Source organism: Bombilactobacillus mellis (assembly GCF_000967245.1).
In the GTDB taxonomy this organism is placed as follows: domain Bacteria; phylum Bacillota; class Bacilli; order Lactobacillales; family Lactobacillaceae; genus Bombilactobacillus; species Bombilactobacillus mellis.
Window position 1 is genome coordinate 728,444 of sequence record NZ_KQ033878.1, and the last position, 23,928, is coordinate 752,371.

Below are 23,928 nucleotides of genomic sequence, written 5' to 3' on the forward strand. Positions count from 1 at the left end.
AAAAAGCTTGAACTTCATGTTCAAACTTTTTTAATTGTACATTGAATCAGATTAACAATTTTTATAAATCTATCCATTTAATTCGTGACTATTATTAAAGATCTTCAGATTTAGCTTCAGGTTTTAAAGTTACAGCTATCAAAAGCCCAATTATCGCTAAAATCAAAGTAAAGTATAAACCAAAATGGACGCCATTAGTAAATCGAGCTGCCTGATTGACGCCATGATAAGAATGCTGTCCCCAGCTTAAAAAACTAGTGGCTAAAGCTGTTGCCACCGCCCCAATAATCTGCTGCATAGTATTTAAAATCGTACTGCCATCAGCCGATTGCGGCCCTGATAAAGCATTTAAAGCATGTGTTTGTGCGGGTGACATCGCTAAAGGGCATCCAATCATGAGAATGATATGAGCCATAATAATATAACCCACTGCGGAATCATTATGTGAAAAAATCAGCATCACAATTCCTATAATAGCAATGATAAAGCCACTAATAGCAGGTTTTTTAGCTCCCCAAGAATCAAATAAACGCCCGGCAAAAGCTGAAACACAAGCGTTAATTATACCTCCCGGCAGCATAATTATACCAGTCAAAGCGACAGGTAAGAGCAAACCCCGTTGTAGATACTGCGGCAATAAATACATGGCAGACAGAATAATCGCAAAATCCAACATCACACATAAAGCCCCTTGTGTGAAAGCCGCTTTCTGAAAAACACGCAGGTTAATAATCGGAGTTGATAAATGTAATTGCCGGTAAACGTAAAAAATGAGAACTACTATTCCTAACACCAATAAAATTAAAACCAACGGTGCTTGCCAGCCGAAATCTGAAGCAAAACTAACTCCCATTACTAGGCAAGCAAAACCAATAATAGATTCTAATAAGGACAGTAAATCAATTTTCGGCTTAGTAATCTTCCCAACATTTGGTAAACCAGTGATGGCAAATCCCAAAGCAATAACTAAAAACGGAATAAACAACCAAAAAATCCATTGCCAGGATAATTTACCTAAAATAATCCCTGTCATGGTCGGACCAATTGCAGGAGCTAACATAATAACCAAAGCACAGACTCCCATAGCACTGCCCATTTTATGAGGCGGAAAAATTAACATAGCCACCGTAAACATAAGAGGTAATACTAATCCTGTACCTAGGCCCTGTATCATGCGGCCGAGTAATAAAATTCCGAAACTGGGAGCCAAGGCAGCGATCAAGGCCCCGATAATAAAACTAACCAATCCGGTAATTACAATTTGACGAGTAGTAAACCATTTAGTTAATAAACTGGAAAAAGGTAGAATAATTCCGATAACTAACATATATCCCGTGACTAACCATTGAACAGTACCAGAATTAATCTGAAATGCCTGCATTAATTGAGGTAAAGCAATATTTAAAGAGGTTTCTGAAAGCATTCCTACAAAAGCCCCGATCATCATACTTAACATCGCTAACCAAGGTTTTTGGACTTGAACTCTTGCTTGATTCTTATTCATTAAGATTCACATCTCCAATTTTATTTTTGAGCAACCTGATTATCTTAGCAAAATAAAAATGGTGACGTAAGTCTTTTAATAACTTTTCTGAAAATTTTTTACTATAAACTCCAGTATAATAAATAAAAAATGTAAATGATCCTTTATTCTTTCTGTTTGTTTTCTTAAAACGGCTTCCAGTAAACACCGCCCTTAATGATCTTGAGGTAGAGTAAAACATTGCTGTTACAACCGCTTTTACATAAAACACCATAAATTCATTAAATTTTTTATTGCTTCACTAAAATTATTCTTATTTTATAATTGATTTTTGCTGCATTAAAATCTCTAATTGATCGACAATTTGTTCTGCAATTTGCACTTTAGGTAAAATAGCCGTCGTCCAAGGCTTTTGTCCCTGTTTAATAAAGGTAACTTGATTATTATCGCTATTAAATCCTACATTAGATTTAGAGACATCATTAGCAACTACTAAATCCAGCTTTTTATTTTCTAACTTCTGCAATGCATTAGTCATGAGGTTTTGAGTCTCAGCAGCAAAGCCGATCGTTGTTTGTGAAGAATGTTTTATTTGGGCCACTGCTTGAAGAATATCGGCTGTTTTAACTAATTTGAGGTCCCAAGCACTATCAGTGCTAGTTTTTTTGATTTTTTGCTGTGCTAAATGTTCCGGTCTAAAATCTGCGACCGCCGCGGCCATAATTAAAGCCGCACTAGACTGAAATTCTTGTACAACTGCAGTTAGCATTTGTTGAGCACTAGTGATGGGAATTCTTTGAACTCCTGCAGGCGGTGTTAAATTGGTCGGTCCGGAAATCAATACCACTTCGGCGCCACGCTGTTGTAAAACTTGCGCTATAGCATAGCCCATTTTCCCGGAAGACTTATTAGCCAAAAAACGGACTGGATCTAGGCGTTCTCTAGTTCCTCCAGCAGTTACAACAATTTTTTTATTTTTCAAAGTGGAAGATACAAGTAAATTAGAAAACAGTTCGGCAATAATGTGATCAGGTTCTGCCATCCGACCAAGCCCTTGAGAACCTTCCGCTAAAAAACCAGTTCCCGGTGCAATTATTTGCGTGCCATCATTTTGTAAACTATGTAAATTTCTTTGCACAGCTGCATTGGCTAACATATGATTATTCATTGCCGGAGCAATGAACTTCGGCGCGACAGTGGCCAATAAGGTCAAACTAGCAAAATCATCTGCTCGCCCCTGCGCCATTTTAGCAATAAAATCAGCACTCGCCGGAGCTACGATAGCTAAATCTGTCCACTCGGCCAATTCGATATGTTGAACTTCAGGATTTTCAGTGCTAAAAGTTTGGGTTAAGACCTTATGTTTTGATAAAGTTTGAAAACTTAGCGGTGTGACAAATTTCTCAGCAGCTGCTGTCATAACCACTCGTACATCTGCTTGAGCTTGGACCAATAATCTGGTCAGGATCAGAGCTTTATAAGCCGCAATACTTCCCGTCACATATAGTGTAATATGTTTATTTTGCAGCAATTTTTTACCTCCAAAAACCGTATTTTTTACCTGAAAGAATTAATTAAAACTAAAATACTAGTCTTATTCTAATAAATCCGCAGGCAAAAGTTGTCGCAATTCGTGCCTAATTGTCTGCATCTGCTGGTGATCATTAATTTGCGGAATTAAATAACCGACAAAATAAGGAGAAGTCACAAAACGCGGCACAATTTTCACAGCAATTTGTGAACCAAACTTATAGAAAAATAAATTATACGAATTGCAGCGCCCCTGCAAATAATCATTTAACAAGTACCGCACTACAACTTGGATGATATCAGCTAATTCAAAAAGCTTGGAATCATTAGATAGAAGGACATTAATTTCTACAAAGCCAATCAGCGGTTGAGTGGAGATATTGACTGTTACAAAATCATTTTGCCCGACTGTTAGTCCTAAAACATTTTCGCGACTGACATTATCTTGAACCGCAATGTTTTGTAAGCCGACAATCTGCATGTGGGGATGACTTAAGCTGCCTCCTGATAACGGGCCAAAATTTTTATATAATAAAACACTACGATATTTTTGAGTAGCTATAACTTCTTGCCACTTATTAACTGCAAAACTAATAATTTGTCGATTTTGTTTAGGAGAATAATTGCTAATATCACCATTATGTTGCTGAGATTCAATAATAATAGTTTGCCAAGTATCTTGTAAAGTCCGATATTTATTAACTAACCAAATTCGATCTTGCTCACGAGCTAAAATATTAGTTAAATTCTCAACATCACAAAAGGGACAATAATTATTTTGATGATGAATCGTTTCTGGTTTATTTTGCGCAATCTGAGGATGAAATATTAGATTTTTCGTTGGTTGCATAGTCTACCCCGCTTATTATTAAATTAGCTAATTAGCTGCCATTTAGCTAGCCACTAATCACTTTACTATTATTATAGGCAATTTTTTTAATCTTAACACTAGAAGCAGATTGACTAAATATTTTTGCGTGCCTAACTTTCTTTTATTTAACAATTGCTTTATACTGAAAGCGTATACCTATAAAGATTACGCGAGGGGTGCTTGCCTAGCTGAGATTAAGCGTAAGCTTAAAACCCTTTAAACCTGTTAAGTTAAGACTTGCGAAGGGACGTGTACACAGCTAAAGGCAATTTTTTGGCAACCATCTCTTAGTAGATGGTTTTTTTACTTTAAAGGAGGAAAAATGAATTTTCAACTTTTGGATACTTTACGTCAAATCAAACCAGTGGTGCTCAATATTTCTAATTTTGTTACTGTTCAAGATGTTGCAAACGGTTTAAGTGCGCTTGGAGCTTCCCCCATTATGTCTGAAGAAAGCGCCGAAACTGAAGATATAGTTCAAATTAGTCAAGCTATTCAGTTAAATTTTGGCGCTTTTACTACTGAACAAGTAGCCCACATTAAAAAGACGGGACAATTAGGTAACCAGTATCAGCTGCCGGTAGTAGTTGATCCGGTAGCTGTGAGTTCTATTAACTATCGTCACCAAATTATTCCGCAGTTACTGCAGGAATTTCATGCAGATATTATTCGGGGCAATACTAGTGAAATTGCCACTTTAGGCGGCTTTTCTTGGCAGGCTAAAGGAATTGATTCTGCTGATGGTAAAGGTGATCGCCGTTTTATAGCCATGCAAACCGCCCAAAAATATCACTGTATCATTATTATGAGCGGAGCAACAGATATTATCACTAACGGAACAGCCGTTACACAAATTACCAACGGGACTCCGCTTTTACAAGTGCATGTCGGCTCTGGCGACCTGCTTTCCAGTATTAGTGCTGCTTTTGCCGCCGTATCTCCCCATAACCTTTATCAAGCAGCCCAAATGGCTGCTTTGGTAGTAGCTGTTAGCGGTGAATTAGCAGCTCAACAGCAATCAACTTTGGGTCCGGGAACTTTCACCGCAGCTCTTCTAGATGAATTAGCCAATATTAATATTCAAGATTTACAACAAACAGCTCATTACCAAACACAGGAGGAAAATAATGCCGCAACAAATTAATTCATTTCCCCAAGTAGCAACCATTGCTGGTACTGATTCCGGAGGAGGTGCCGGAATTATGGCTGATTTAAAAACCTTTCAAGCCCGTCATGTTTTTGCCACAGCAGTAGTTGTCGCAGTAACGGCACAAAATACTTTAGGTGTCCAAGCCTCTAAATTAATGCCGCAAACTTTAATTGACGCTCAATTCCAGTCTTTAGCAGCTGATTTTCAAATCCGAGCTTGTAAAACCGGAATGTTAGGTGATAGTAACCATGTCCGTGCAGTAGCAGCTAATCTTAAAAAGTATGACTTCGGTCCGATTATTGTTGATCCAGTAATGATCGCCAAAGGTGGTGCTACCTTATTAAATGCTGAAGCCATACATACTTTAAAACATGAACTGGTACCTTTAGCCACTTTAATTACTCCTAATGTTCCTGAAGCGCAAACCCTAACGGGACAAAAGATAGAAAAGAAAGCTGATTTTATTACTGCTGCCCAAATGTTACAAAATTTAGGAGCCAAAAATGTTTTAATCAAAGGAGGCCACCTGGATCTTCCCCAAGCTAATGATTACGTCTTACTCTCTGATCATACCGGCTTTTGGTTAACCGCCCCTAAAAGTGCTACCAAAAGAACCCACGGCACTGGGGATACTATTTCGGCATGTATCACTGCTGAATTAGCCCGCGGTGCTGATCTTGCTACAGCCATTAGTATCAGCAAAAAATATGTTACAGCAACCATTGCTCATAGTATTCAAGTTGGACATGGACATGGTCCTTTAAATCATTGGGCCGCACAAAAGGAGGGGCTTAGCTTTGAAAACATTTAATCCTGCAATTTTACAGGCGTATTTTATTTGTGGCAGTCAAGATTTGCCGCATTCTAATCTTTTTCAAGTTGTTCAAACAGCTTTAGATGCGGGAATTACTGCTTACCAATTTCGGGACAAAGGTCCTAATTCTCACTTGTCGCCACCTCAAAAATTAGCAGCTGCTAAGCAGCTGCGCCAAATGTGTGCTCAGGCTGGAGTTCCCTTTTTTATTGATGATGATGTGCAGTTAGCCCAAAAAGTTCAGGCTGATGGTGTTCATATTGGACAAAATGATCAGAATATTCATCAGGTGATTCAAGAAGTGGGTTCGCAAATGCTGATCGGTTATTCTTGTTCTAATATGGCTGAGGTCCAAGCGGCTAATCAAATTAAGGGTATTAATTATTATGGTTGCGGCCCTGTTTTCACTACTAGTTCCAAACCTGATGCCAGTCCCGTCATTGGTCTTTCCGGACTGAAAAAATTAGTCCAAGCCGCCCAGCGCCCGGTAGTAGCTATCGGTGGTATTAAAGCTTCGGATCTCCCTGCGATTGCTCAAACACAAGCATCGGGAGCGGCAGTTATTTCACTTTTAACTCAAAGTAATGATCGCTTTGCCATCATTCAACAATTACTCCAAGCCGGCTGGTCGACTGATTAATTAATATTTAGCTCCAATTCTTCATCAAATCCAGTATAATAGTTATTATACTTGGAGGTTATTATGATTTTAGAACGCAATAATTTATTCAATGTTACACAGTTAGAAATCCAATTACGCAATTCTCCTTTACAAGACCGCATTCAAGATCTCAAACAACTAACTTATTTATATATGCTTAGACGAGCAGCAATTAAAGAAATCGGCACCAAACTAGAAAATTTAGATGACGAATTTTCCATTATTCATCAACATAATCCGATTCATTTAATTGAAGAACGCATTAAAAGCCCCGCAAGTTTATTTGAAAAGTTACAGCGTAAAAATCTCGACTTTACTATTGAAAGTATTAATAAAAATATTCTGGATATTGCCGGTATCAGGGTTATCACTAATTATCTGGATGATATTTTCCGCGTAGTTCAGGTCTTGATTGATCAAGATGACGTCAAGCTAATTAAACGCAAAGATTATATTAATCATCCCAAAGCTAATGGCTATCGTAGTGTTCACATCGTAGTATCGGTTCCCGTCTTTTTATCTAATAACACTCATAAAGACGTCCCCGTAGAAATCCAAATTCGGACTGTAGGTATGGAAATGTGGTCGAGCCTTGAACATAAACTCCGCTATAAAAACTTCCACAGTAAAGACACTGCTAATCAGCATGCGGCCAAACTCAAAGAATATTCTCAAAAACTCTATGATATTGAAGTCGGCATGCAACAAATATCCAAAGATATTGAAAAAAATTAAACTAATTAACTATCCAAAAAACCACTCTACAAAAGTATTCTCTAAATTGAGAAACCTAAGTGAGAGTGGTTTTATTTATTATCTATTTGTTATTTTAACTTTCAGTTTTTAAATTCTTATCAGCACCTGTATCCAGAGCATGTTTTGGAGTGCCATAATATTCTTCTACATCTTGTAATTTTTGATTATCATCTAATTGTGAAATTCCATCCAAATGAATTTTCTGTAAAACAATCATCGTTAACCACAGTAATAAAAGGGCCCCGATCATTACAGCTAACAAAATCACAATTGAATTTACAAAAGTAGCGGTGCCTAAACCGGAACTAATAGCTTCCCGGAAACTTAAAATCGAGTAAGTCATCGGTAAATACGGATGAATAACATTAAAGAAATGATTCGTAATTTCCATTGGGAAAGTACCGCCTGAACCACCTAATTGCAACATTAAAAGTACCATTGCCACAAAGCGGCCGGGGTTATCAAAGGCCATTGATAAGAACATGATGATAAACATAATACATAGTGAAAAGACAATGGCAGTAGTGAAGAATTGGAAGACATGATCAATTTTCAAGCCTCCCACCATAATCAAACCGGCTTCCATCACACCCATTGCCACAGCAACTACAGTGCCGACACAAACCTTACTTAAGAACCATTCTGTTGCTGATTTACCAGCTTCAGAGACTTTGCGAATTGGATAAGCAAAGTTAAAGACCAAAGCGCCAATATAAAGAGCTACTGATAAAACATAAGGTGCTAAAGCATGGCCATAATTAGGCACATAACTATAATTGCTGTGCTTGAGTTTGGTTGGAGCGGCAAACATCTGAGCATTTTTGCGACCGGATTTGATGCTATTAACTTGCTGAGCTCCATCGGTTAAAGCCAAACCTAATTGGTCACTGCCATTGGCTAATTGCTGAGCTCCACTAGTTAAAGTACCTGAATTTTCTTGCAGGGCTGAAGCACCGGCAGCCAATTGTTGAATTCCATCAGTTAATTGAGTACTACCCGCACTTAATTGATCAATTCCTGAGGTCAAAGTAGGAACCATTTGATTCATTTGATTTAAACCAGTTGATAACTGTTGGGCTCCACCAACTAAGCCAGGTTGCGAACCGCTGCCGTTAACAGCCACTTGAATATTACTTAAACCTGAATTCAATTGGTTAATAGCCTGATTAGCACCAGGTAAAGCCACGTTAGAAGCTTGAGCTAACTGAGCCACACTGGATTGTAATTGTGCAATTTGACCATTAAGTTGTTGTAATTGCGGAGCTGCTTGTTGAATAGCTTGTAAATTAGCAGCAATTTGTTGATCAGCCGCACTGGCAGCCTGTAAATTAGCAGCTACACTTTGCAAAGCACCGGCAATATCTGCTTGGCCGCCTTGACTGGCTGATTGTGCTACTGCTTGTTGTACAGTGCTAGTAATAATCTGTTGTTGTTCTGCCGTTAGACTATCTGGTCCTAAAGCATTAATGACCGCTTGGGAAATACCATTGGCCACAGCAGTAGGATCTGTTTGTGTAGCACCAGCGGCCTGACTGACATTTTGTAAAGTTGCTCCAGCCTCTTGTAAATTAGCGCCAATAGTTTGGGCTTGCGTACCAATCCCAGCAACTTGACCCATCAGACTATCCATACTACCTAAACTGCCGCTGCTGGCTTGTAGTTGTTGATTTAACTGCTGTAAACCACTATTAATTTGTGGTAAGGCAGCTGTTAACTGATTTAATTGTGCTTGCTGATCGCCAGAATTGCTGGCCGCCAAAGCTGCTTGCAATTGTTGTAAACCACTACTTAATTGATTAGACCCATTGGCTAATTGATTAACACCAGAAGCTAATGGTTGAACACCCTGTTGTAATTGTTGAATCCCACCAGCTAAAGGTGCTACTTTGACATTCAAAGTTTGAATCCCATCATTAACTTGAGAAACGCCTGCCGTATATTGGTTTAATCCATCACTAAGCGTAACTGTTCCATTATTTAATTGATTAGCCCCACTGGCAGCTTGCTTCATTCCTGCGCCTAACACATGCAGCTGCTCAAACATTGCACTGGCGTAGGCATCAGTGACAGCAGAACGAATTTGCTTTTCCAAACCGCTGGCTCCTACCTGACTAATAACTTCTCCGATATAATTTAAAGAATCATTAGTCTTATATTTGAGCTGCATTTTCTTTGGATGTTTCGATAACACCGTGGCTGCATTTTTCGAAAAATTCTGCGGAATAGTGATTACTGTATAATATTTTTTATCTTTTAATCCCTGTTCAGCCTGTTTTTTAGTCACAAAGTGCCAATCCAGCTGGTGATTCTTTTTTAATTTTTTAACTGCTTGCTTGCCGACATCTAATTTTTTACCTTCATAGTGTATCGGGCGATCTTCATTAACCACAGCTACAGGTAAATCTTCTGTACTACCATAAGGGTCCCAAACTGATTTTAAGAAGAAAATTGAATATAAAAAAGGAATTATAGTCATGACCACAACAGAGATTAAGAGTAGTCGGTTGCGGCCAATGAATTTCCATTCTTTTTTGATCATTGTGTTGCTCTCTTTCTTTCCATTTTATTTGGTAATTCGACAATTTCACTGAGCTGCAAATCTAACAACTCTTCAAATTGTTGTTGTCGTTTGACGCTATCTAGTGGTAAAAATCCCATAATTTCAATGACTGTAAATCCTAGAACTGAACTAATTAGAGTCTGCACATATGAATCATTGTGCATATGCCGCAAATGAACACTTGCAACCAATTTATTGAGTAAATCCAACACTCGGGCCATTGCCTGGTAAAATTGACTATCATGGCTAAAATTATGCACATCATAAATCAATTCCACCATTTTGCCTTGGCTCTCAAAATAGTTATGGGCAATTTCAGCATAACGACGAAAGGCAGCCTTGCCAGAAAGTCCTACTAATCCTTCAATTACTTGCTGATAAAGATTATCCATAAAAATAGTCCCTACCTGATCAATCAAATCACTTAAATTACGGAAGTAATTGTAGAGTGATTGTGAACGAATTTGGAGAGCCTTAGCTAAGCTTTGAAATGTTAAAGATTTTACCCCCTTATCAAAAATAATTTGCTGTGCTGTTTGCAGAATTTGCTCTTTACTAATTCGCTGATTACTCATGTTCATCCCCCCTTTAGCTTGTAATCTCAAATCTACAAGTTGTAATTTTAGTACGATCCAAAGTAGTTTTCAAGTGGAAATGCTTATTTTTTTCAGAAAATTTTGATTAAAATAAAAATTTATTTTTCACTGCTTTTTCAAGCTATTACAGCCTACTCCAGAATTTATTATTGCTGAATAAATTGAAAATTTTTTAAAACTACTCTTAGTAAAGTACCTAAACAAAATTATCTCTACTCTTATTTTTTAATGATATTATTACTTTAATGTAGTAAAGAAATTAATAGAGATTATTTAGGAGAATAAATAATGAAACAAAAAATTAGTTCTTTTGAGCCCCAACCATTTGAACAAGCTCATATTGACACAGTGCGCCAATTAGCTCCTGAATGTATGGTTCTTTTAAAAAATGACGGAACACTTCCTTTGTCCCAAGTCGGACCTTTAGCCTTATACGGTAACGGAGCCAGACAAACCTTAAAAGGGGGCAGTGGCTCCGGCGATGTCAATGTCAGACACTTTGTAAGTGTGGAAGAAGGCCTTGAAAATGCAGGTTTTCAAATCACCACCAAAAAGTGGCTCAATAGTTACGAACAACTAATTAATAAAGTGCAACAAGATTACTCTGCTTCCTTAAAAAAGGAGGCCAGGCAAAAAGAAATTGATCCTACCTTTTTTCTTTTAGGTAAAAAGGCTTCAGAACCGGAATATAATTTTCCTTTAGATGGAGCAGGCGACACCGCCGTCTATGTCCTAGCAAGAAGTTCAGGGGAAGGAACAGACCACAAACCTCAAGCTGGGGATATCAATCTGACTACGACAGAAATTCGCGATATTTTAAATTTAAATCACAAGTATAAACACTTTATCCTAGTGCTTAATGTCGGCGGCTTGGTTGACCTCTCTCCTGTGCAAGAAGTTCAAACTGTTTTATTATTAGGACAATTAGGAACTCCTACAGGTGACGCTTTGGCTGATGTACTCTTGGGTAAGAGTTATCCTTCAGGTAAACTAACTATGACTTGGGCTCCCATTAATTCCTATCCTTCAACTAGAGGCTTTGGCGCGGCTGATGAAACTAATTATAGAGAAGGAATTTATGTTGGCTACCGCTATTTTGATACAGTCCAAACAACAGTGACTTATCCTTTTGGTTTTGGACTTGGTTTCACTTCTTTTCAAATTCATGTGGATCAAATATCCGTAAATATGGACATCATCTCTGTAGATGTCAGTGTTCATAATTCTGGCGCTAAACCGGGTAAAGAAGTAGTTCAAGTTTATTATTCAGCCCCTCAAGGTCAATTAGATAAGCCTTATCAGGAATTAGCGGCCTTTGCTAAAACTCCTGAGTTGCAAGGTGGTCAAAGTACGAAACTTCATTTAGAGTATAATCTGCGTCAAATGGCTTCTTATGACTCGCAAAATAATAATTGGCTTTTAGAAAAGGGTAAATACCTTATTCGCGTGGGTAATAGTTCTCAAAATACTACAATTGCTGGAGTAGTGATCTTAGATGAGAATATAATTAGTGAACACGACCTCCAAATCAAAGGGACAGATTACTTTAGCGACTGGAAACCAGAAACAAATAATATGATACCAGCGACTTCTAACTTAGATTGTCCAACTTTCACAATCAAAAATATCAATTTAAATAAGAAGACCGCTACTGCTGTTCATACACCCGCTGCATCAACTTTTCACTCAGTTGCTACTTGGGCTGACCTCAAACAAAAGCGGGTTACCTTCGAGGAATTTGTGAGTGGTTTAAGCGATGAAGAATTAATTCAAATCTGTCTAGGAGCCTATAAAGAAAGCCACTCCCAGAGTGCTTTAGATGTTATCGGTAATGCCTCTTCTCAAGTAGCGGGAGCTGCTGGCGAAACTACTCATGCTCTACAGCACTTAGGGGTCCCAGCCTTAGTGATGGCCGATGGCCCGGCGGGTTTACGGCTTAGTCCGCAATACTCCATGACTAAAAATAATGCCCAAAGTATTACCACGGACTCCCCTGTAAAAGCTGACAAAAAGCAACCTGTCTATTATCAATATTGTATTGCCATCCCTATTGGAACTGATATCGCCCAAAGCTGGAATGAACAATTAGCAGAAACCTGCGGTAATATTGTGGGCCAGGAAATGGAAATTTTTGGTATTGATATTTGGCTTGCACCTGCACTTAATATTCAGCGTTCGCCACTATGTGGTCGCAATTTTGAATACTTTTCTGAAGATCCTTATGTTAGTGGAATTATGGCAGCCGCTATCACTCAGGGGGTTCAAAAACATCCCCATAAAGCTACTACGATTAAACATTTCGCTTGCAATAATCAAGAAACCAATCGTTTCTTTTCCAATAGTAATGTGAGCGTGCGGGCCCTTCGGGAAATTTATTTAAAAGGCTTTGAAATCTGTATTAAAAAATCACAACCACACTTTTTAATGACTTCTTACAATTTAGTTAATGGTGAACATTCCTCGAATAGAAGAGATTTACTCACCAACGTCGTTCGCCAGGAATGGGGATTTCAAGGAGTTATTATGACTGATTGGCTGGCTACCGGCGGCACAGGTGAAAAGAGTACTAAATGGCCTAGTGCTTCTGCTGCTGGTGATGTTAAAGCCGGTAACGATTTAACCATGCCCGGAACTGCAGCTGACAAAGAGAATCTGGTTCAAGCCCTAAATAATGAAAATCATCCTTATAGTTTAAACAGAGCTTATTTACAACAAAGTGCCCAAAGAGTACTTGCTATGATTTATCAATTAACTGCTTAGCTACTCAACTAATATTAGTATAAAAAATACCCCATCGTATTTTCCTGATACGACGGGGTTATTTGTTATCTTTTCAATTATCTACCTGATAATGTATTAATAGTAATATGATAATAATAACGGAAAAGCCATCTGATACCATAAACTACTACTGCTAGAATAATATTAACAATCGGCGGCAAGATTGGATTAATAGCTGGCGGTAAAATATAAGTTAATAAAGAAACCATCCAAATAACAACCAAAGCTAAGACAGAATAAAGAATAATTTGCCAAGCAGATTTACGTTTCTTTTTGGTTTCCATCATTTGCTGATTAAACCAGGCAAATAAAATACCCCACAAAGCGCAAATCACAATTGTGGTTAGAATACCCATTTGGTTACTACGGTCAGGATGCTTGGTAAAAAAGCCCATAATTCCAAAAACTACTAGAAACATGGCGCCCCATAACAGCGCCCCATCAACACTTAATTTCCAAAATTCCACTTGCTTATTAGAAGTTTCTTTTTTATGGAGCAGAGTATCAACTTCAGTCGCTACCGTTCCATATAATTGCCGGGCCGGAATTCCCTTAATTTGATTATCGATGACTTCTGACAATAAATCATCTACTTGTCGTTGAGCCTGCTGATCACTTTTACCATTTTCGACCAACGCTTTATGCAGTTTAAATAAATAATCTTCATTACGCTTGCTCAATTTTGCTCGCAGCTGTTCTGGTGATGCCGCTGCTACTTGTTGAGCTACAAGGGCTTGTTCGTGCCTTTTAGCTGCTTTAGCTTGCTGTTTTTTTTGTGCTTGTTTATTTTTTTGGCGTGGATCCATTCTTTCCCCTTTCTAGACATTAAACCTAAATTCAATAATGTCGCCGTCTTGTACTTGATATTCTTTGCCTTCTAAGCGCAAGCGCCCAGCTTCACGTACGGCTTGGACGCTACCATATTTGTCTAAATCGGCAAAAGAAATAGTCTCTGCACGAATAAATCCCCGTTCAAAATCAGAGTGAATAATCCCGGCTACTTGTGGCGCCTTCATTCCCTGATGAAAAGTCCAAGCTCGAGTTTCCGGACCACCAGCAGTAAAAAATGTGGCTAATCCTAATAAATGATAGCTAGCCCGAATTAAACGATCCAAGCCTGACTCTTCGACTCCCTCAGCTTCTAGGAAATCCTGCCGGTCGCTATCGTCTAATTCTGCAATTTCTTCTTCAGTTTTAGCCGAAATAGCAATAACTTCTGCGTGAGCCTGTTTGGCATAATCTTGCACTTGCTGATAATAAGGAGAATTTTCAGGATGGGCCATATCTTCTTCTGCAATATTGGCTACATATAAAACCGGCTTAGAGGTTAATAAAAATAAATCATGAACAATCTTTTTCTCAGCCTCATTAAACTCAATATCCCGGACAGCTCCTCCCGCTTCTAAAACAGGCTTAATCTTTTGTAAAACTGCCAGTTCTGATTGGGCACTTTTATCTTTAGTTCGAGCAACTTTTTCTACACGAGCATAGCGTTTATTAACACTATCCAAATCGGCAATACTTAATTCCAGATTGATTGTCTCAATATCATCTACCGGATCAATTTTTCCGTTAACATGAGTAATATTATCATCAGCAAAGGCCCGCACGACATGAACAATAGCATCTACTTGACGAATATTTTCCAAAAATTTATTGCCTAATCCCTCGCCCTGACTGGCACCTTTGACAATACCGGCAATATCAGTAAATTCAAATGTTGTATGAACAATTTTTTTGGCGGGAATTAATTCATCAATCCGTTGCAAACGTTTATCAGGAACCTCAACCATCCCGACATTAGGATCGATCGTGGCAAACGGATAATTGGCCATTTCTGCGCCAGCTTTAGTAATTGCATTAAATAAAGTAGATTTTCCGACATTGGGCAAACCCACAATTCCTGCTGTTAGTGACATAAATAAACTCCTTAATTCATTAAATGTGGTAAACGCAGCTTCTGCGGATCCAGATAAAATTTTTCCTGTTCCGTTTTCACTTCATGCGCTTGGGTAATTATTTTTTTAAAGCGCTTATTAAAATAGGCGCGCTTAAGCATTACGTCATGACCACACCCCAAACAACGCACTTTAATGTCCGCACCTAAGCGAGTTACTTCCCAGCGATTTTGTCCACAAGCATGCTGCTTTTTCATCATGACAATATCACCTAGATTATACATCGTAATCGGGCCTCCTTTAATTCAGTGAGATATCTAACAAATCTAAAATCCGGTTCAAATCTTGAGTGGAAGAAAAATCAATTTGAATTTTACCCTTCCCATCTTTGGAACTAATGACGTGGACACTCGTTCCCAGTTTTTCAATCAACTGCTCTTCTGTCTCTTGAATAAATGGAGACTTTTTTCTCTTATTTGGCATCGTAGTTGTTGTTTGCGGATGAGATACCATTTTTTCTAACTGACGAACAGTTAATCCTTGATCCACCACTTTTTGTGCCACTTGATCAATTTTACGGGGATCTTTTAAAGTCAACAATGTCCGGGCTTGCGCCATTGTTAATTTGGACTCCATTAATAATTGTTTTGTTTTATTGGGTAAGGATAATAAACGTAAATAATTTGCAATATAAGGTCGACTTTTGCCTAATTTTTCTGAGATTTGTTCTTGTGTTAAATGCAGTTTTTCAATTAAAGTTTGATAAGCTTGTGCTTCTTCAATTGGGTTTAAATCTTCCCGCTGCAAATTCTCTAAAACCCCGATTTCCATCATTTGACTTTCATCTAAATTACGAATAATTGCGGGAATAGTAGGCCTTTGAGCGATTTTACTAGCACGAAAACGCCGCTCACCTACCACTATTTGATAACCATTAACACTTTTACGAACAACAATAGGTTGAAACACACCATTTTCCTTAATTGATTGAGCTAACTCATTTAAAGCATCTTGGGAAAATTCTTTCCGTGGTTGATAAGGATTAGGCCGAATATCATTTAAATTAATATCAACAACATTTTCTGAATTAATTTCATCAGTCTCAAAATCTGAAAAAATCGCATCAATTCCGCGTCCTAATCCACTACGCTTTTTGTCAGGCATCGTTTTTTACTACCTCCTCAGCTAACTGTAAGTAGGTCTCCGCTCCCCGCGACTTACGATCAAAATCAATAATAGGTAAACCATAACTAGGGGCCTCTGCTAAACGTGTATTACGGGGAATGATAGTTTTGTAGACCCGATCGCCAAAGTAGCTTTGAACCTCTTGGACAACTTGAGTGCCTAAATTGGTCCGGGCATCAAACATTGTCAACAATACTCCTTCAATAGCTAAATTGGGATTAAAATGTTTCTGGACTAGTCGAATAGTATTCAATAACTGGCTTAAACCTTCTAAAGCATAATACTCACTTTGAACCGGAATAATAATAGAATTGCTGGCAGTAAAAGCATTAATGGATAACTGACCCAAAGAAGGTGGACAATCAATTAAAATATAGTCATAATCTTTTTGAATCGGTAAAAGAGCTTCCTTTAAACGCGTTTCGCGCGCCATCATAGAAGTCAATTCCATCTCGGCTCCGGCTAGTTGAATAGTAGCAGGTACAATATCTAATCCAGAATGCTCTGTTTTCATAATTGTCTTTTGTAAAGGCAATTCATTAATAATTACATCATAAATATCTTGAGCAACATCTACTTTTTTAATTCCCAGACCACTAGTAGCATTACCTTGAGGATCAATATCAATCACCAGCACCTGTTTACCGATTTCTGCTAAACAAGCTCCCAAATTGATTGTTGTCGTGGTTTTACCCACGCCTCCTTTTTGATTGGCCAAGGAAATAACTCTAGCCATGTTGATCCTCCTTTTTTACTGTAATGATCATTTGATATTGTTGATCGGTGTCAATTTCTTGATAGTTAAATTGGGCTCCATTTTGTTGGGCTAAACTAACTGATTTACGAATCGTATTAATACTTAACTTTGCATTCTTAGATTTCAGTGCCCGGATTTGTCTTGTGGCGGAAGTTGGGGGTTGCTGCAATTGCTGTACTAATTTTTCCGTAGCTTTAACAGTTAATTTCCGCTTCATAATTTTCGCCAAAACTTCTTCTTGTTGTTTTGCCGATAATTTTAAAAGAGCGCGTCCATGACGCTGAGAAATTGTCCCGGTAATAATCGCCTGCTGCACCGGTTGTGCTAATTTCAGCAATCTTAACTTATTAGCCACGTAGGACTGACTTTTACCTAATTTACGTGCCAGATCTTTTTGCGGCAACTGCTCCATTTGTTCTAATTGCTGATAAGCTTGCGCTTCTTCAATCGGATTTAAATCTTCCCGCTGCAGATTTTCAATCAAAGCCAAGGCCGCGCTCTCTTGATTAGAATAGTCCCTAACAATGGCAGGAATTTTTTCCCAATTTAAAAGTTCGACCGCTCGAAAACGTCTTTCTCCGGCAATAATTTCATACTTTTGATCGTCATTCAACCGTACAATAATGGGCTGCAGCAGTCCGTTGACCTGAATTGATTGGGCTAATTCATTCAATTGAACATCATCAAACTGCCGGCGCGGCTGATAAGTATTAGGAATAATTTGTTTTAGTGGAATCTCTTGAATTTGATCTTGATCAGAGGCCATTGCAGACTTATCATCTACGAATCGGTCGAAAATTGACATAACTTTTCCTCCTAAAGGGGCTGACGGGTTGGAGTTCCAGGCTTTCTGGGAAACTTAGCAGGTGTTTCCTTTATTTTTTTAATAAAAAGCAATTGCCGTTCTCCTGCCTGCTGTGGCAGCATTAGCTTCTCCACATGCTCAATCTGTCCCCCTAATTTCTCTAAAGCTACTTGAGATGCTGCTACCTCAGCGGTGGCCTGACTACCCTTAAAGGCAATAAAATATCCTCCTAGTTTCACCGCCGGCAAACAAAGTTCTAATAAAACCGGCAAACTTGCTACCGCCCGCGCAGTAACGTAATCAAATTGCTGGCGATATTGACTCATCTGCCCAAATTGTTCTGCTCTGGCATGTACTAATTGTACGGAAGATAATTGTAATTGATCTACAACTTGCTGTAAAAAATTCAGCCGCTTATTTAATGAATCGACTAATGTCAGCTGTAGTTGAGGATTGACAATTTTTAACACCAGTCCCGGAAAACCAGCTCCGGTACCAATATCAGCTAAACAAACTGAATGTAATAACTGCCGATCATAAAATAAAGGCGTTATGGAATCATAAAAATGTTTCACATAGACCGCAGATTGCTCGGTAATATTAGTCAAATTCATGACCTTATTTGTCTGAACTAATAGTTGGAAATACTGCTGTAACTGCTGCATTTGCTTAGTTGACAAAAAGATATTTTGGGAAATCAAACTTTCTTGTAATTCTTGGGGACTCATCTTAACTCCTTACGTGAAACAGTAATATTGTTTCACAGTTAATCCTAACTTAAACTTAGGTGCAAAGCAATAATCTAACGGGATAATTTTTGGCTTCTTAGTTTTTGTGGTTAGTATAAAAATTTTTTCCCAAATTACAATTATGAATACAATCTGGTAGCAGCTGCTTGATTATTTTTGAACACTCAGCCCAAAATGCACCATCACTTTTAACAATTTTTATAGTTGTATGATTAAAATCCACCCCATTTAATCAAGAGAGGCGTAATAAAACTTTCGATCATAGCTGCTACTGCAATTAAGGGAACTACTAAAATGACATATTGTAAGAGGATACTTTTAAGACTAGTATTATCATGAGTATGTTTTTTAGAAAATAAAAATCGACGCCACTGTTGATTCAGCTGAGCTGCTAAAGCTACTGCAATTAACAAAGCCGACATTTCTATAATTCCATGAGGTAAAATGCCTAACACAAAGGCTTTAACCGCTAAAAACCAATTACCGTTTTTAACAGTCAAGCCTAAAACAAGGCCGACAGAACTAGAAGTTGCCAGAAAAGTTAACCAATAAATTCCAGGTATAGGAATTAAAGCCAAAAACAAAATCATTAAGGCCACTTTTTCATTATTTAATAAAATAGCTCCAAATAATTGAACATTATTCCTACTAGGCGGCAACATCTGCCTGATTTCAATTAACAATTGCCGCACCAGCTGGGGCTGTTGGTGTTGCAGTTGGATAGTTAAAAGAGTAAAAACCACGGTAATCACAATAAAAGCCAGCCAGCCCCATTTTAAATACTGCTGTAAAATTTTTTGTTTCTCTTTTATCATTGTTGCTCCTTTATTAATCAGAAGTCATATAAACAAACTGATCTGTAGAAATTTTTTCATTGAGCGCTTGAATCAGATCTAAAGGCAATTCTTGTTTTTGGGAAATTTGCTGTAAATAAGAATATTCATATTGAAAAGCCGCAATTAACAATTCACTTTCATCAGTAGTCTCTTCAGCTGGTCGGTTAAAGCGTTGATGACGCAGTTCATAGTAATGTCGTAAAATTCTAATTTCTGCTTTGTTATCTGAACGCCGCATCCGTCGTAAATATTTTAAAACTGCATGATAACCCCAATTTTCCATTTTTTTAGCATCCTGATGATAATTCTCCGGTTCAGGCAATTTATTTTTCTTTAATTGATAGGCTTTTACTAATAATTGCCGGTTATTTTTAATTAAACGCCACAAAATATCCCAACCTAATTTCAAACGCATTCCGGGACGGAGCATAATCCGTCGCAAATAAAATAATTGCCGCAATTCATAACGTTGGGCACTGGCCCACTTTACTTGACCATTATGAGCATAGTCATTAATAATAGCTATTTCTAAGCTTTGTGTCCGCTGAAATAAATGGGAAATCTTTTTTACACTGGCATGTTCACGATGCCCTCTTTGCGTATTTAATAAGGAAATTACTCGGCTTAAAGTTAAATAGTCTTGATCATAATGGGCTTTCAATTGTTGAATCGCATAATCTACCATACTTGATAAGGTCCGATTAAATTGTTGTGTAGTAAAATTATTTTTCTTACGAGGCAAAATGCGTGGCAGAATTAAAGTTGGAACAATTAGACTAATCACAATCACGGCCTCAGCGATAAAAATAAGGTCAGTACGAAAAGGTAATAACTGCGTTTTTACCACTAAAGGTAAACTAAAGGCCATTGCCAAAGTAATAGTTCCGTGCACTCCGCTTAAGGCTAGGACCCAGCTGTTACGCCAGTGCTGTTGCGAAGTTTTTGCAGGTACATGTACTAAATTACATTGTGCCCAAATAAGACGTAAAACTGTCATTACTACATATAATCCAATAGCTAATACCAATAATTTTGAAAAATGACTATTGCTAAAGTCGGCCAAATCAGCCATATTTCTTGGTAAAGTTACACCTAATAAAACAAACACAAAACCATTTAACAATTGGGAAACAATTGTCCAGCCTGTCGAAAGAATCACCTGATTCCCGGTGGAAGTCAAGCGTAATTGTTTTTGGTAGATCCCATGTATAATCCCCGCAGCCACTACTGCTAAAATACCTGATAGATGCAATTCTTCTGCTACTAAATAAACTAAAAAGGGAGCTAATAAATTTACCGGCAATGTTACCGAAGCCACACTAAACAAATGTCTTTGGAAAAACAACTGCAGCAAAACTAATAAGCCACCTAAAATAATTCCGACTAATACGCCGCCTAAAAATACTACGATGAAACGACCGACGCTCGCAGTCACAGAAAAATCTCCGGTACTAAAAGCGGCCACTGCTAAATTTAAAGCCACGATACCAGAAGCATCATTAAATAAAGACTCATTTTCCAATGTTTCCATTACGTTTTGCGGAACTTGGACGTTGGCCGTAATCGAAGAAACGGCTACCGCATCAGTCGGAGTGACAATCGCAGCCAAACTCATGGCCAAAGCAGTAGGTAAAGCCGGCCACAGCCAAGAAGTTAATCCTCCGGCTATAAAAATAGTAAGAATAGCTAGAACAATTGCTAAGGAAATAATAGCTTTAAAATGGCGTCTTAAACTTAAATAAGAGGTATTTTGCCCTTCATTAAACATCAGTGGTGCCAAAATAATTAAAAAGAAGATTTCCGGTTCTAGTTGAAAATGATTAAATTGAGGTAACCAAGACAAAATAAAACCCGCACCAATTTGATAAAAAGCCAAGGGAACTCGGGGAAATAATGAATAAATAATATTAGCTACTACTGTTGCCATAACAAGTAGTAACACACTAAAAAATAATTCCATAAAAATATCCCCACTTTCACAACTATTCTTTTTAATTATAATTTAAATCCTGCTTTTCGTCAGCTTTGATGATAGCCAGTGTCCGAGTTTGGCTTCTAAATTACAGAAACAGCAAACCGTAAGAGAGAAATTATTCATAAAAAATGAGAACAAAATTTGTTCTCATCTTTATTTTAAAATAGTAATTATTATTTAATAATTTTAAAACGTCTAGCAAATTAACTAATCTATAGAATTTGAATCTGATGAGCTAAACATTCATCAATCATGGTCTGCGGCCAAGCACTAGCTTGCACTTCACCAATATGGGCTTTGCCTAATAGCAACATACAAACGCGGGATTGACCAATACCACCGCCGATAGTGTAAGGCAGTTCTTTTTTCATTATCATTTGGTGATAAGGGAATTTTAAGCGCTCATTAGCGTGAGCGGCCTCCAATTGTGATTTCAAAGCCACAGCGTCCACACGAATTCCCATACTGGAAACTTCTAAAGCACACTGCAGCGGTTCATACCAAAACAGAATATCCCCATTTAATTGCCAATCATCATAATCGGGAGCTCGACCATCATGACGCTGGCCACTTTTTAGAGGACCACCAATTTTCATTAAAAAGACTGCTCCCAACTTTTGACAAATAGCATTTTCCCGTTCCGCCGGTGACAATTGTGGATAACTATCTTCCAACTCTTGCGTAGTTATAAAATGAATTTTATCCGGCAAACGATAGACGGCTTGCGGATATTTATACCAGACTTCATGCTCCATATGCTTAATTACTTTAAATACTTTTTGAACTGTAGCTTTTAAAGTCTGTTCATTACGTTCATCTTGAGTGATGACTTGTTCCCAGTCCCATTGATCGACATAACTAGAATGTAGATTATCTAAAGTTTCATCTTTTCTAATGGCATTCATATTAGTATATAACCCTTCGTGGACACCAAAGCCGTATTTCTTTAAAGCGACTCGTTTCCATTTGGCTAAAGAATGAACAATTTCTAAAGTTTGTCCAGGTAAATCATGCATTGTAAAGGCAACTGGTTCTTCCACACCATTTAAGTTATCATTTATGCCGGTAGAACGTTCGACAAACATTGGCGCTGAAAGTCGAGTTAAATTCAATTCTTTCCCCAACTCATCTTGAAATGTTTCACGAATAAAGCGAATTGCTTCTTGGGTTTGACGAACAGTCAATTTAGGATCATAGTGTTCTGGAATTGTTAAATGCATAATTAGTTCCTCCCTTATAATAAAAAAAAGTCCTTCATCCCTGAATCAGGGACGAAAGACTTCGCGGTACCACCCTAGTTGCTTATCAAAAATGATAAACCACCTCCTCAGCGTACAAACATACACTGTCGTTAGTAACGCTGCGATGGCGTCTTAGCTTACTAATAATTAACGTTCGGCCAAGAAACTTCAAAAAGTGTTATTCAAATGATCGTTTTCTGTTATTGAGTTCTCACTATCCTCAATTCACTGTCAGAACAAATCATTTTACTAGTCTTTTTGTTTGTTTTTAATTTATTAAAAGTTATCTTACCATATTTATTTAATTTTTCAACTATGAATTTTAATTTTTTCTCATTTTTATAATCTGGGGACAAATAGCAGCAGCCTGAACCCAGGTATTAGGAAAAATTATTATCTGACAGCCCTTGCCAAACTCTTTGGTTTATCTATTTTTCTATTAGCAAGAGCTCACAAAAACAGACCGAGAAACTAGACTTTTTCCCCTAGAGCGTTTAAACTGAGTGCAGTCAAAAGAAATCGTTTAATGAGGAATTATTAATTATGACAACCATTAAAATTGCTTATCTCTACGAGGATTTAATGAATACTTATGGTGATTGCGGCGATGTGAAAATTATCCGCTATCTTTTACAAAAAAAAGGTTATGACTGTCAAGTCGTGAATATCAGCCTAGAAGATGATTTACCAGCTTTTGATTTTGATTTCATCTTTTTTGGTGGCGGTCAAGACTTTGAACAATCTGTTGTCGCCCAAGATATTCAACGTCACCGATCAATTCTGCAGCAATATTTAGAAGCTGGTGGGCCTATGTTATGCATTTGTGGCGGTTATCAATTTTTAGGTAGTTATTATCAAACCAGCAGTGGTCAAACTATTAAATGTTTAGACTTACTACCGTTACACACGGTTTTTAATCCCGATAAGCGCATGATTGGTGATACGAGATATCAAACTGAATTTGGGGAAGTAAAGGCTTTTGAAAATCATAGCGGCCAGACTTTTTTTGATGATCCCCACAAGTTAAAACCTTTTGGCAAAATGCTGCAAGGTTATGGTAATAACCCGACCGATGGTATCGAAGGTATGCAATATAAAAATGTTATCGGCAGCTATTCTCATGGACCACTCTTAAAAAATCTTAACGTGGCCCAAGCCCTTACTCAAAGAATTATTACTTGGCATCAGCGGCCAGTCAAAGTTCCTAGCGTGTGATGATAAAATTTTTATACAAATCATTTGTCTCAATTTCATAAAAACTCTTGCTTAAATTATCAATA

Annotated in this window: 21 protein-coding genes, 1 riboswitch and 1 other annotated feature; of the genes, 6 read left to right on the top strand and 15 right to left on the bottom strand. The window is 37.8% G+C overall.

Features of this window, described 5'->3' with window-relative positions:
* Window positions 1–94: 94 nt before the first annotated feature.
* The 3 genes from JG29_RS07625 to JG29_RS07640 all read right to left on the bottom strand — a co-directional run bounded on the left by JG29_RS07625 (window position 95) and on the right by JG29_RS07640 (window position 3,863).
* The gene (locus JG29_RS07625; protein WP_045923351.1) at window positions 95–1,504 is read right to left on the bottom strand and encodes a DHA2 family efflux MFS transporter permease subunit; all 1,410 of its coding nucleotides are present in this window, start codon (window positions 1,502–1,504) and stop codon (window positions 95–97) included.
* A 292-nt stretch (window positions 1,505–1,796) separates the two neighbouring features.
* Window positions 1,797–3,014: a bifunctional phosphopantothenoylcysteine decarboxylase/phosphopantothenate--cysteine ligase CoaBC gene (coaBC, locus tag JG29_RS07635; protein ID WP_045923353.1), complete on the bottom strand. Its 1,218-nt coding sequence runs from the start codon at window positions 3,012–3,014 to the stop codon at window positions 1,797–1,799.
* Window positions 3,015–3,077: 63 nt separating this feature from the next.
* Window positions 3,078–3,863 carry a DUF4931 domain-containing protein gene (locus tag JG29_RS07640; RefSeq protein ID WP_045923354.1) on the bottom strand — a complete coding sequence of 262 codons (786 nt, stop codon included), beginning with the start codon at window positions 3,861–3,863 and terminating at the stop codon, window positions 3,078–3,080.
* A gap of 183 nt (window positions 3,864–4,046) precedes the next feature.
* A riboswitch (TPP riboswitch) is annotated at window positions 4,047–4,149 on the top strand.
* Between the two features lie 57 nt (window positions 4,150–4,206).
* Between JG29_RS07640 and thiM the strand changes: the two genes are divergently transcribed.
* The 4 genes from thiM (at window position 4,207) to JG29_RS07660 (ending at window position 7,244) form a co-directional block, all read left to right on the top strand.
* Window positions 4,207–5,028 (top strand): hydroxyethylthiazole kinase, encoded by an 822-nt coding sequence (gene thiM / locus JG29_RS07645; protein WP_045923355.1) that lies wholly within the window; start codon window positions 4,207–4,209, stop codon window positions 5,026–5,028.
* On the top strand, window positions 5,012–5,845 hold the full coding sequence (thiD, locus tag JG29_RS07650; RefSeq protein ID WP_045923356.1) for a bifunctional hydroxymethylpyrimidine kinase/phosphomethylpyrimidine kinase: 834 nt from the start codon (window positions 5,012–5,014) through the stop codon (window positions 5,843–5,845). Before thiM ends, thiD begins: the two co-directional genes overlap by 17 nt.
* Window positions 5,832–6,488 (top strand): thiamine phosphate synthase, encoded by a 657-nt coding sequence (gene thiE / locus JG29_RS07655; RefSeq protein ID WP_045923357.1) that lies wholly within the window; start codon window positions 5,832–5,834, stop codon window positions 6,486–6,488. The genes thiD and thiE overlap by 14 nt, the downstream gene beginning before the upstream one ends.
* A 63-nt stretch (window positions 6,489–6,551) precedes the next feature.
* Window positions 6,552–7,244, top strand: a complete 693-nt coding sequence (locus JG29_RS07660; RefSeq protein WP_045923358.1) for a GTP pyrophosphokinase — start codon at window positions 6,552–6,554, stop codon at window positions 7,242–7,244.
* A 94-nt stretch (window positions 7,245–7,338) separates the two neighbouring features.
* Here JG29_RS07660 and JG29_RS07665 read toward each other — a convergent pair whose 3' ends face one another.
* Window positions 7,339–9,804 carry a YhgE/Pip domain-containing protein gene (locus JG29_RS07665; RefSeq protein WP_045923359.1) on the bottom strand — a complete coding sequence of 822 codons (2,466 nt, stop codon included), beginning with the start codon at window positions 9,802–9,804 and terminating at the stop codon, window positions 7,339–7,341.
* Complete coding sequence (locus JG29_RS07670; protein WP_084232647.1) at window positions 9,801–10,400, bottom strand: TetR/AcrR family transcriptional regulator; 600 nt, start codon at window positions 10,398–10,400, stop codon at window positions 9,801–9,803. The genes JG29_RS07665 and JG29_RS07670 overlap by 4 nt, the downstream gene beginning before the upstream one ends.
* A 309-nt stretch (window positions 10,401–10,709) precedes the next feature.
* Between JG29_RS07670 and JG29_RS07675 the strand changes: the two genes are divergently transcribed.
* Window positions 10,710–13,181 (top strand): glycoside hydrolase family 3 protein, encoded by a 2,472-nt coding sequence (locus tag JG29_RS07675; RefSeq protein WP_045923361.1) that lies wholly within the window; start codon window positions 10,710–10,712, stop codon window positions 13,179–13,181.
* A 77-nt stretch (window positions 13,182–13,258) separates the two neighbouring features.
* Here the strand turns inward: JG29_RS07675 and JG29_RS07680 are convergent, their stop codons facing one another.
* The 10 genes from JG29_RS07680 to asnA form a co-directional block, all read right to left on the bottom strand.
* Window positions 13,259–14,008 (bottom strand): DUF1129 family protein, encoded by a 750-nt coding sequence (locus tag JG29_RS07680; RefSeq protein ID WP_045923362.1) that lies wholly within the window; start codon window positions 14,006–14,008, stop codon window positions 13,259–13,261.
* Window positions 14,009–14,020: 12 nt separating this feature from the next.
* Complete coding sequence (gene ychF, locus JG29_RS07685; protein ID WP_045923363.1) at window positions 14,021–15,121, bottom strand: redox-regulated ATPase YchF; 1,101 nt, start codon at window positions 15,119–15,121, stop codon at window positions 14,021–14,023.
* Between the two features lie 11 nt (window positions 15,122–15,132).
* Window positions 15,133–15,384, bottom strand: a complete 252-nt coding sequence (locus tag JG29_RS07690) for a DUF951 domain-containing protein (RefSeq protein WP_045923364.1) — start codon at window positions 15,382–15,384, stop codon at window positions 15,133–15,135.
* 16 nt (window positions 15,385–15,400) lie between these two features.
* Window positions 15,401–16,264, bottom strand: coding sequence for a ParB/RepB/Spo0J family partition protein (locus JG29_RS07695; protein ID WP_045923365.1), 864 nt, complete (start codon window positions 16,262–16,264; stop codon window positions 15,401–15,403).
* The gene (locus JG29_RS07700; protein ID WP_045923366.1) at window positions 16,257–17,021 is read right to left on the bottom strand and encodes a ParA family protein; all 765 of its coding nucleotides are present in this window, start codon (window positions 17,019–17,021) and stop codon (window positions 16,257–16,259) included. Before JG29_RS07700 ends, JG29_RS07695 begins: the two co-directional genes overlap by 8 nt.
* Entirely contained in the window at window positions 17,014–17,847 is an 834-nt protein-coding gene (gene noc / locus JG29_RS07705; protein ID WP_045923367.1) for a nucleoid occlusion protein, read from the bottom strand. The genes JG29_RS07700 and noc overlap by 8 nt, the downstream gene beginning before the upstream one ends.
* An 11-nt stretch (window positions 17,848–17,858) precedes the next feature.
* A complete protein-coding gene (gene rsmG / locus JG29_RS07710; protein ID WP_045923368.1) occupies window positions 17,859–18,575 on the bottom strand; it encodes a 16S rRNA (guanine(527)-N(7))-methyltransferase RsmG in 717 nt (238 codons plus the stop codon).
* 233 nt (window positions 18,576–18,808) lie between these two features.
* Window positions 18,809–19,411: a stage II sporulation protein M gene (locus JG29_RS07715; RefSeq protein ID WP_052696339.1), complete on the bottom strand. Its 603-nt coding sequence runs from the start codon at window positions 19,409–19,411 to the stop codon at window positions 18,809–18,811.
* A 13-nt stretch (window positions 19,412–19,424) separates the two neighbouring features.
* Window positions 19,425–21,359, bottom strand: coding sequence for a cation:proton antiporter (locus tag JG29_RS07720; RefSeq protein ID WP_232297103.1), 1,935 nt, complete (start codon window positions 21,357–21,359; stop codon window positions 19,425–19,427).
* A 260-nt stretch (window positions 21,360–21,619) separates the two neighbouring features.
* Entirely contained in the window at window positions 21,620–22,627 is a 1,008-nt protein-coding gene (gene asnA / locus JG29_RS07725; RefSeq protein ID WP_045923370.1) for an aspartate--ammonia ligase, read from the bottom strand.
* Window positions 22,628–22,671: 44 nt separating this feature from the next.
* Window positions 22,672–22,920: a binding site (T-box leader), on the bottom strand.
* A gap of 271 nt (window positions 22,921–23,191) precedes the next feature.
* Between asnA and JG29_RS07730 the strand changes: the two genes are divergently transcribed.
* Window positions 23,192–23,863, top strand: a complete 672-nt coding sequence (locus tag JG29_RS07730) for a type 1 glutamine amidotransferase (RefSeq protein WP_045923371.1) — start codon at window positions 23,192–23,194, stop codon at window positions 23,861–23,863.
* Window positions 23,864–23,928: the final 65 nt, after the last annotated feature.

What these genes read in the sequence shown, in the direction of transcription:
- JG29_RS07640 (WP_045923354.1), bottom strand. Translation starts at nt 3,863, where the DNA reads ATGCAACCAACGAAAAATCTAATATTTCATCCTCAGATTGCGCAAAAT.
- JG29_RS07720 (WP_232297103.1), bottom strand. Translation starts at nt 21,359, where the DNA reads ATGGCAACAGTAGTAGCTAATATTATTTATTCATTATTTCCCCGAGTT.
- JG29_RS07695 (WP_045923365.1), bottom strand. Translation starts at nt 16,264, where the DNA reads ATGCCTGACAAAAAGCGTAGTGGATTAGGACGCGGAATTGATGCGATT.
- JG29_RS07625 (WP_045923351.1), bottom strand. Translation starts at nt 1,504, where the DNA reads ATGAATAAGAATCAAGCAAGAGTTCAAGTCCAAAAACCTTGGTTAGCG.
- thiD (WP_045923356.1), top strand. Translation starts at nt 5,012, where the DNA reads ATGCCGCAACAAATTAATTCATTTCCCCAAGTAGCAACCATTGCTGGT.
- ychF (WP_045923363.1), bottom strand. Translation starts at nt 15,121, where the DNA reads ATGTCACTAACAGCAGGAATTGTGGGTTTGCCCAATGTCGGAAAATCT.
- JG29_RS07715 (WP_052696339.1), bottom strand. Translation starts at nt 19,411, where the DNA reads ATGATAAAAGAGAAACAAAAAATTTTACAGCAGTATTTAAAATGGGGC.
- JG29_RS07675 (WP_045923361.1), top strand. Translation starts at nt 10,710, where the DNA reads ATGAAACAAAAAATTAGTTCTTTTGAGCCCCAACCATTTGAACAAGCT.
- JG29_RS07700 (WP_045923366.1), bottom strand. Translation starts at nt 17,021, where the DNA reads ATGGCTAGAGTTATTTCCTTGGCCAATCAAAAAGGAGGCGTGGGTAAA.
- JG29_RS07665 (WP_045923359.1), bottom strand. Translation starts at nt 9,804, where the DNA reads ATGATCAAAAAAGAATGGAAATTCATTGGCCGCAACCGACTACTCTTA.
- JG29_RS07690 (WP_045923364.1), bottom strand. Translation starts at nt 15,384, where the DNA reads ATGTATAATCTAGGTGATATTGTCATGATGAAAAAGCAGCATGCTTGT.
- noc (WP_045923367.1), bottom strand. Translation starts at nt 17,847, where the DNA reads ATGTCAATTTTCGACCGATTCGTAGATGATAAGTCTGCAATGGCCTCT.
- thiM (WP_045923355.1), top strand. Translation starts at nt 4,207, where the DNA reads ATGAATTTTCAACTTTTGGATACTTTACGTCAAATCAAACCAGTGGTG.
- JG29_RS07730 (WP_045923371.1), top strand. Translation starts at nt 23,192, where the DNA reads ATGACAACCATTAAAATTGCTTATCTCTACGAGGATTTAATGAATACT.
- JG29_RS07670 (WP_084232647.1), bottom strand. Translation starts at nt 10,400, where the DNA reads ATGAGTAATCAGCGAATTAGTAAAGAGCAAATTCTGCAAACAGCACAG.
- asnA (WP_045923370.1), bottom strand. Translation starts at nt 22,627, where the DNA reads ATGCATTTAACAATTCCAGAACACTATGATCCTAAATTGACTGTTCGT.
- JG29_RS07680 (WP_045923362.1), bottom strand. Translation starts at nt 14,008, where the DNA reads ATGGATCCACGCCAAAAAAATAAACAAGCACAAAAAAAACAGCAAGCT.
- rsmG (WP_045923368.1), bottom strand. Translation starts at nt 18,575, where the DNA reads ATGAGTCCCCAAGAATTACAAGAAAGTTTGATTTCCCAAAATATCTTT.
- JG29_RS07660 (WP_045923358.1), top strand. Translation starts at nt 6,552, where the DNA reads ATGATTTTAGAACGCAATAATTTATTCAATGTTACACAGTTAGAAATC.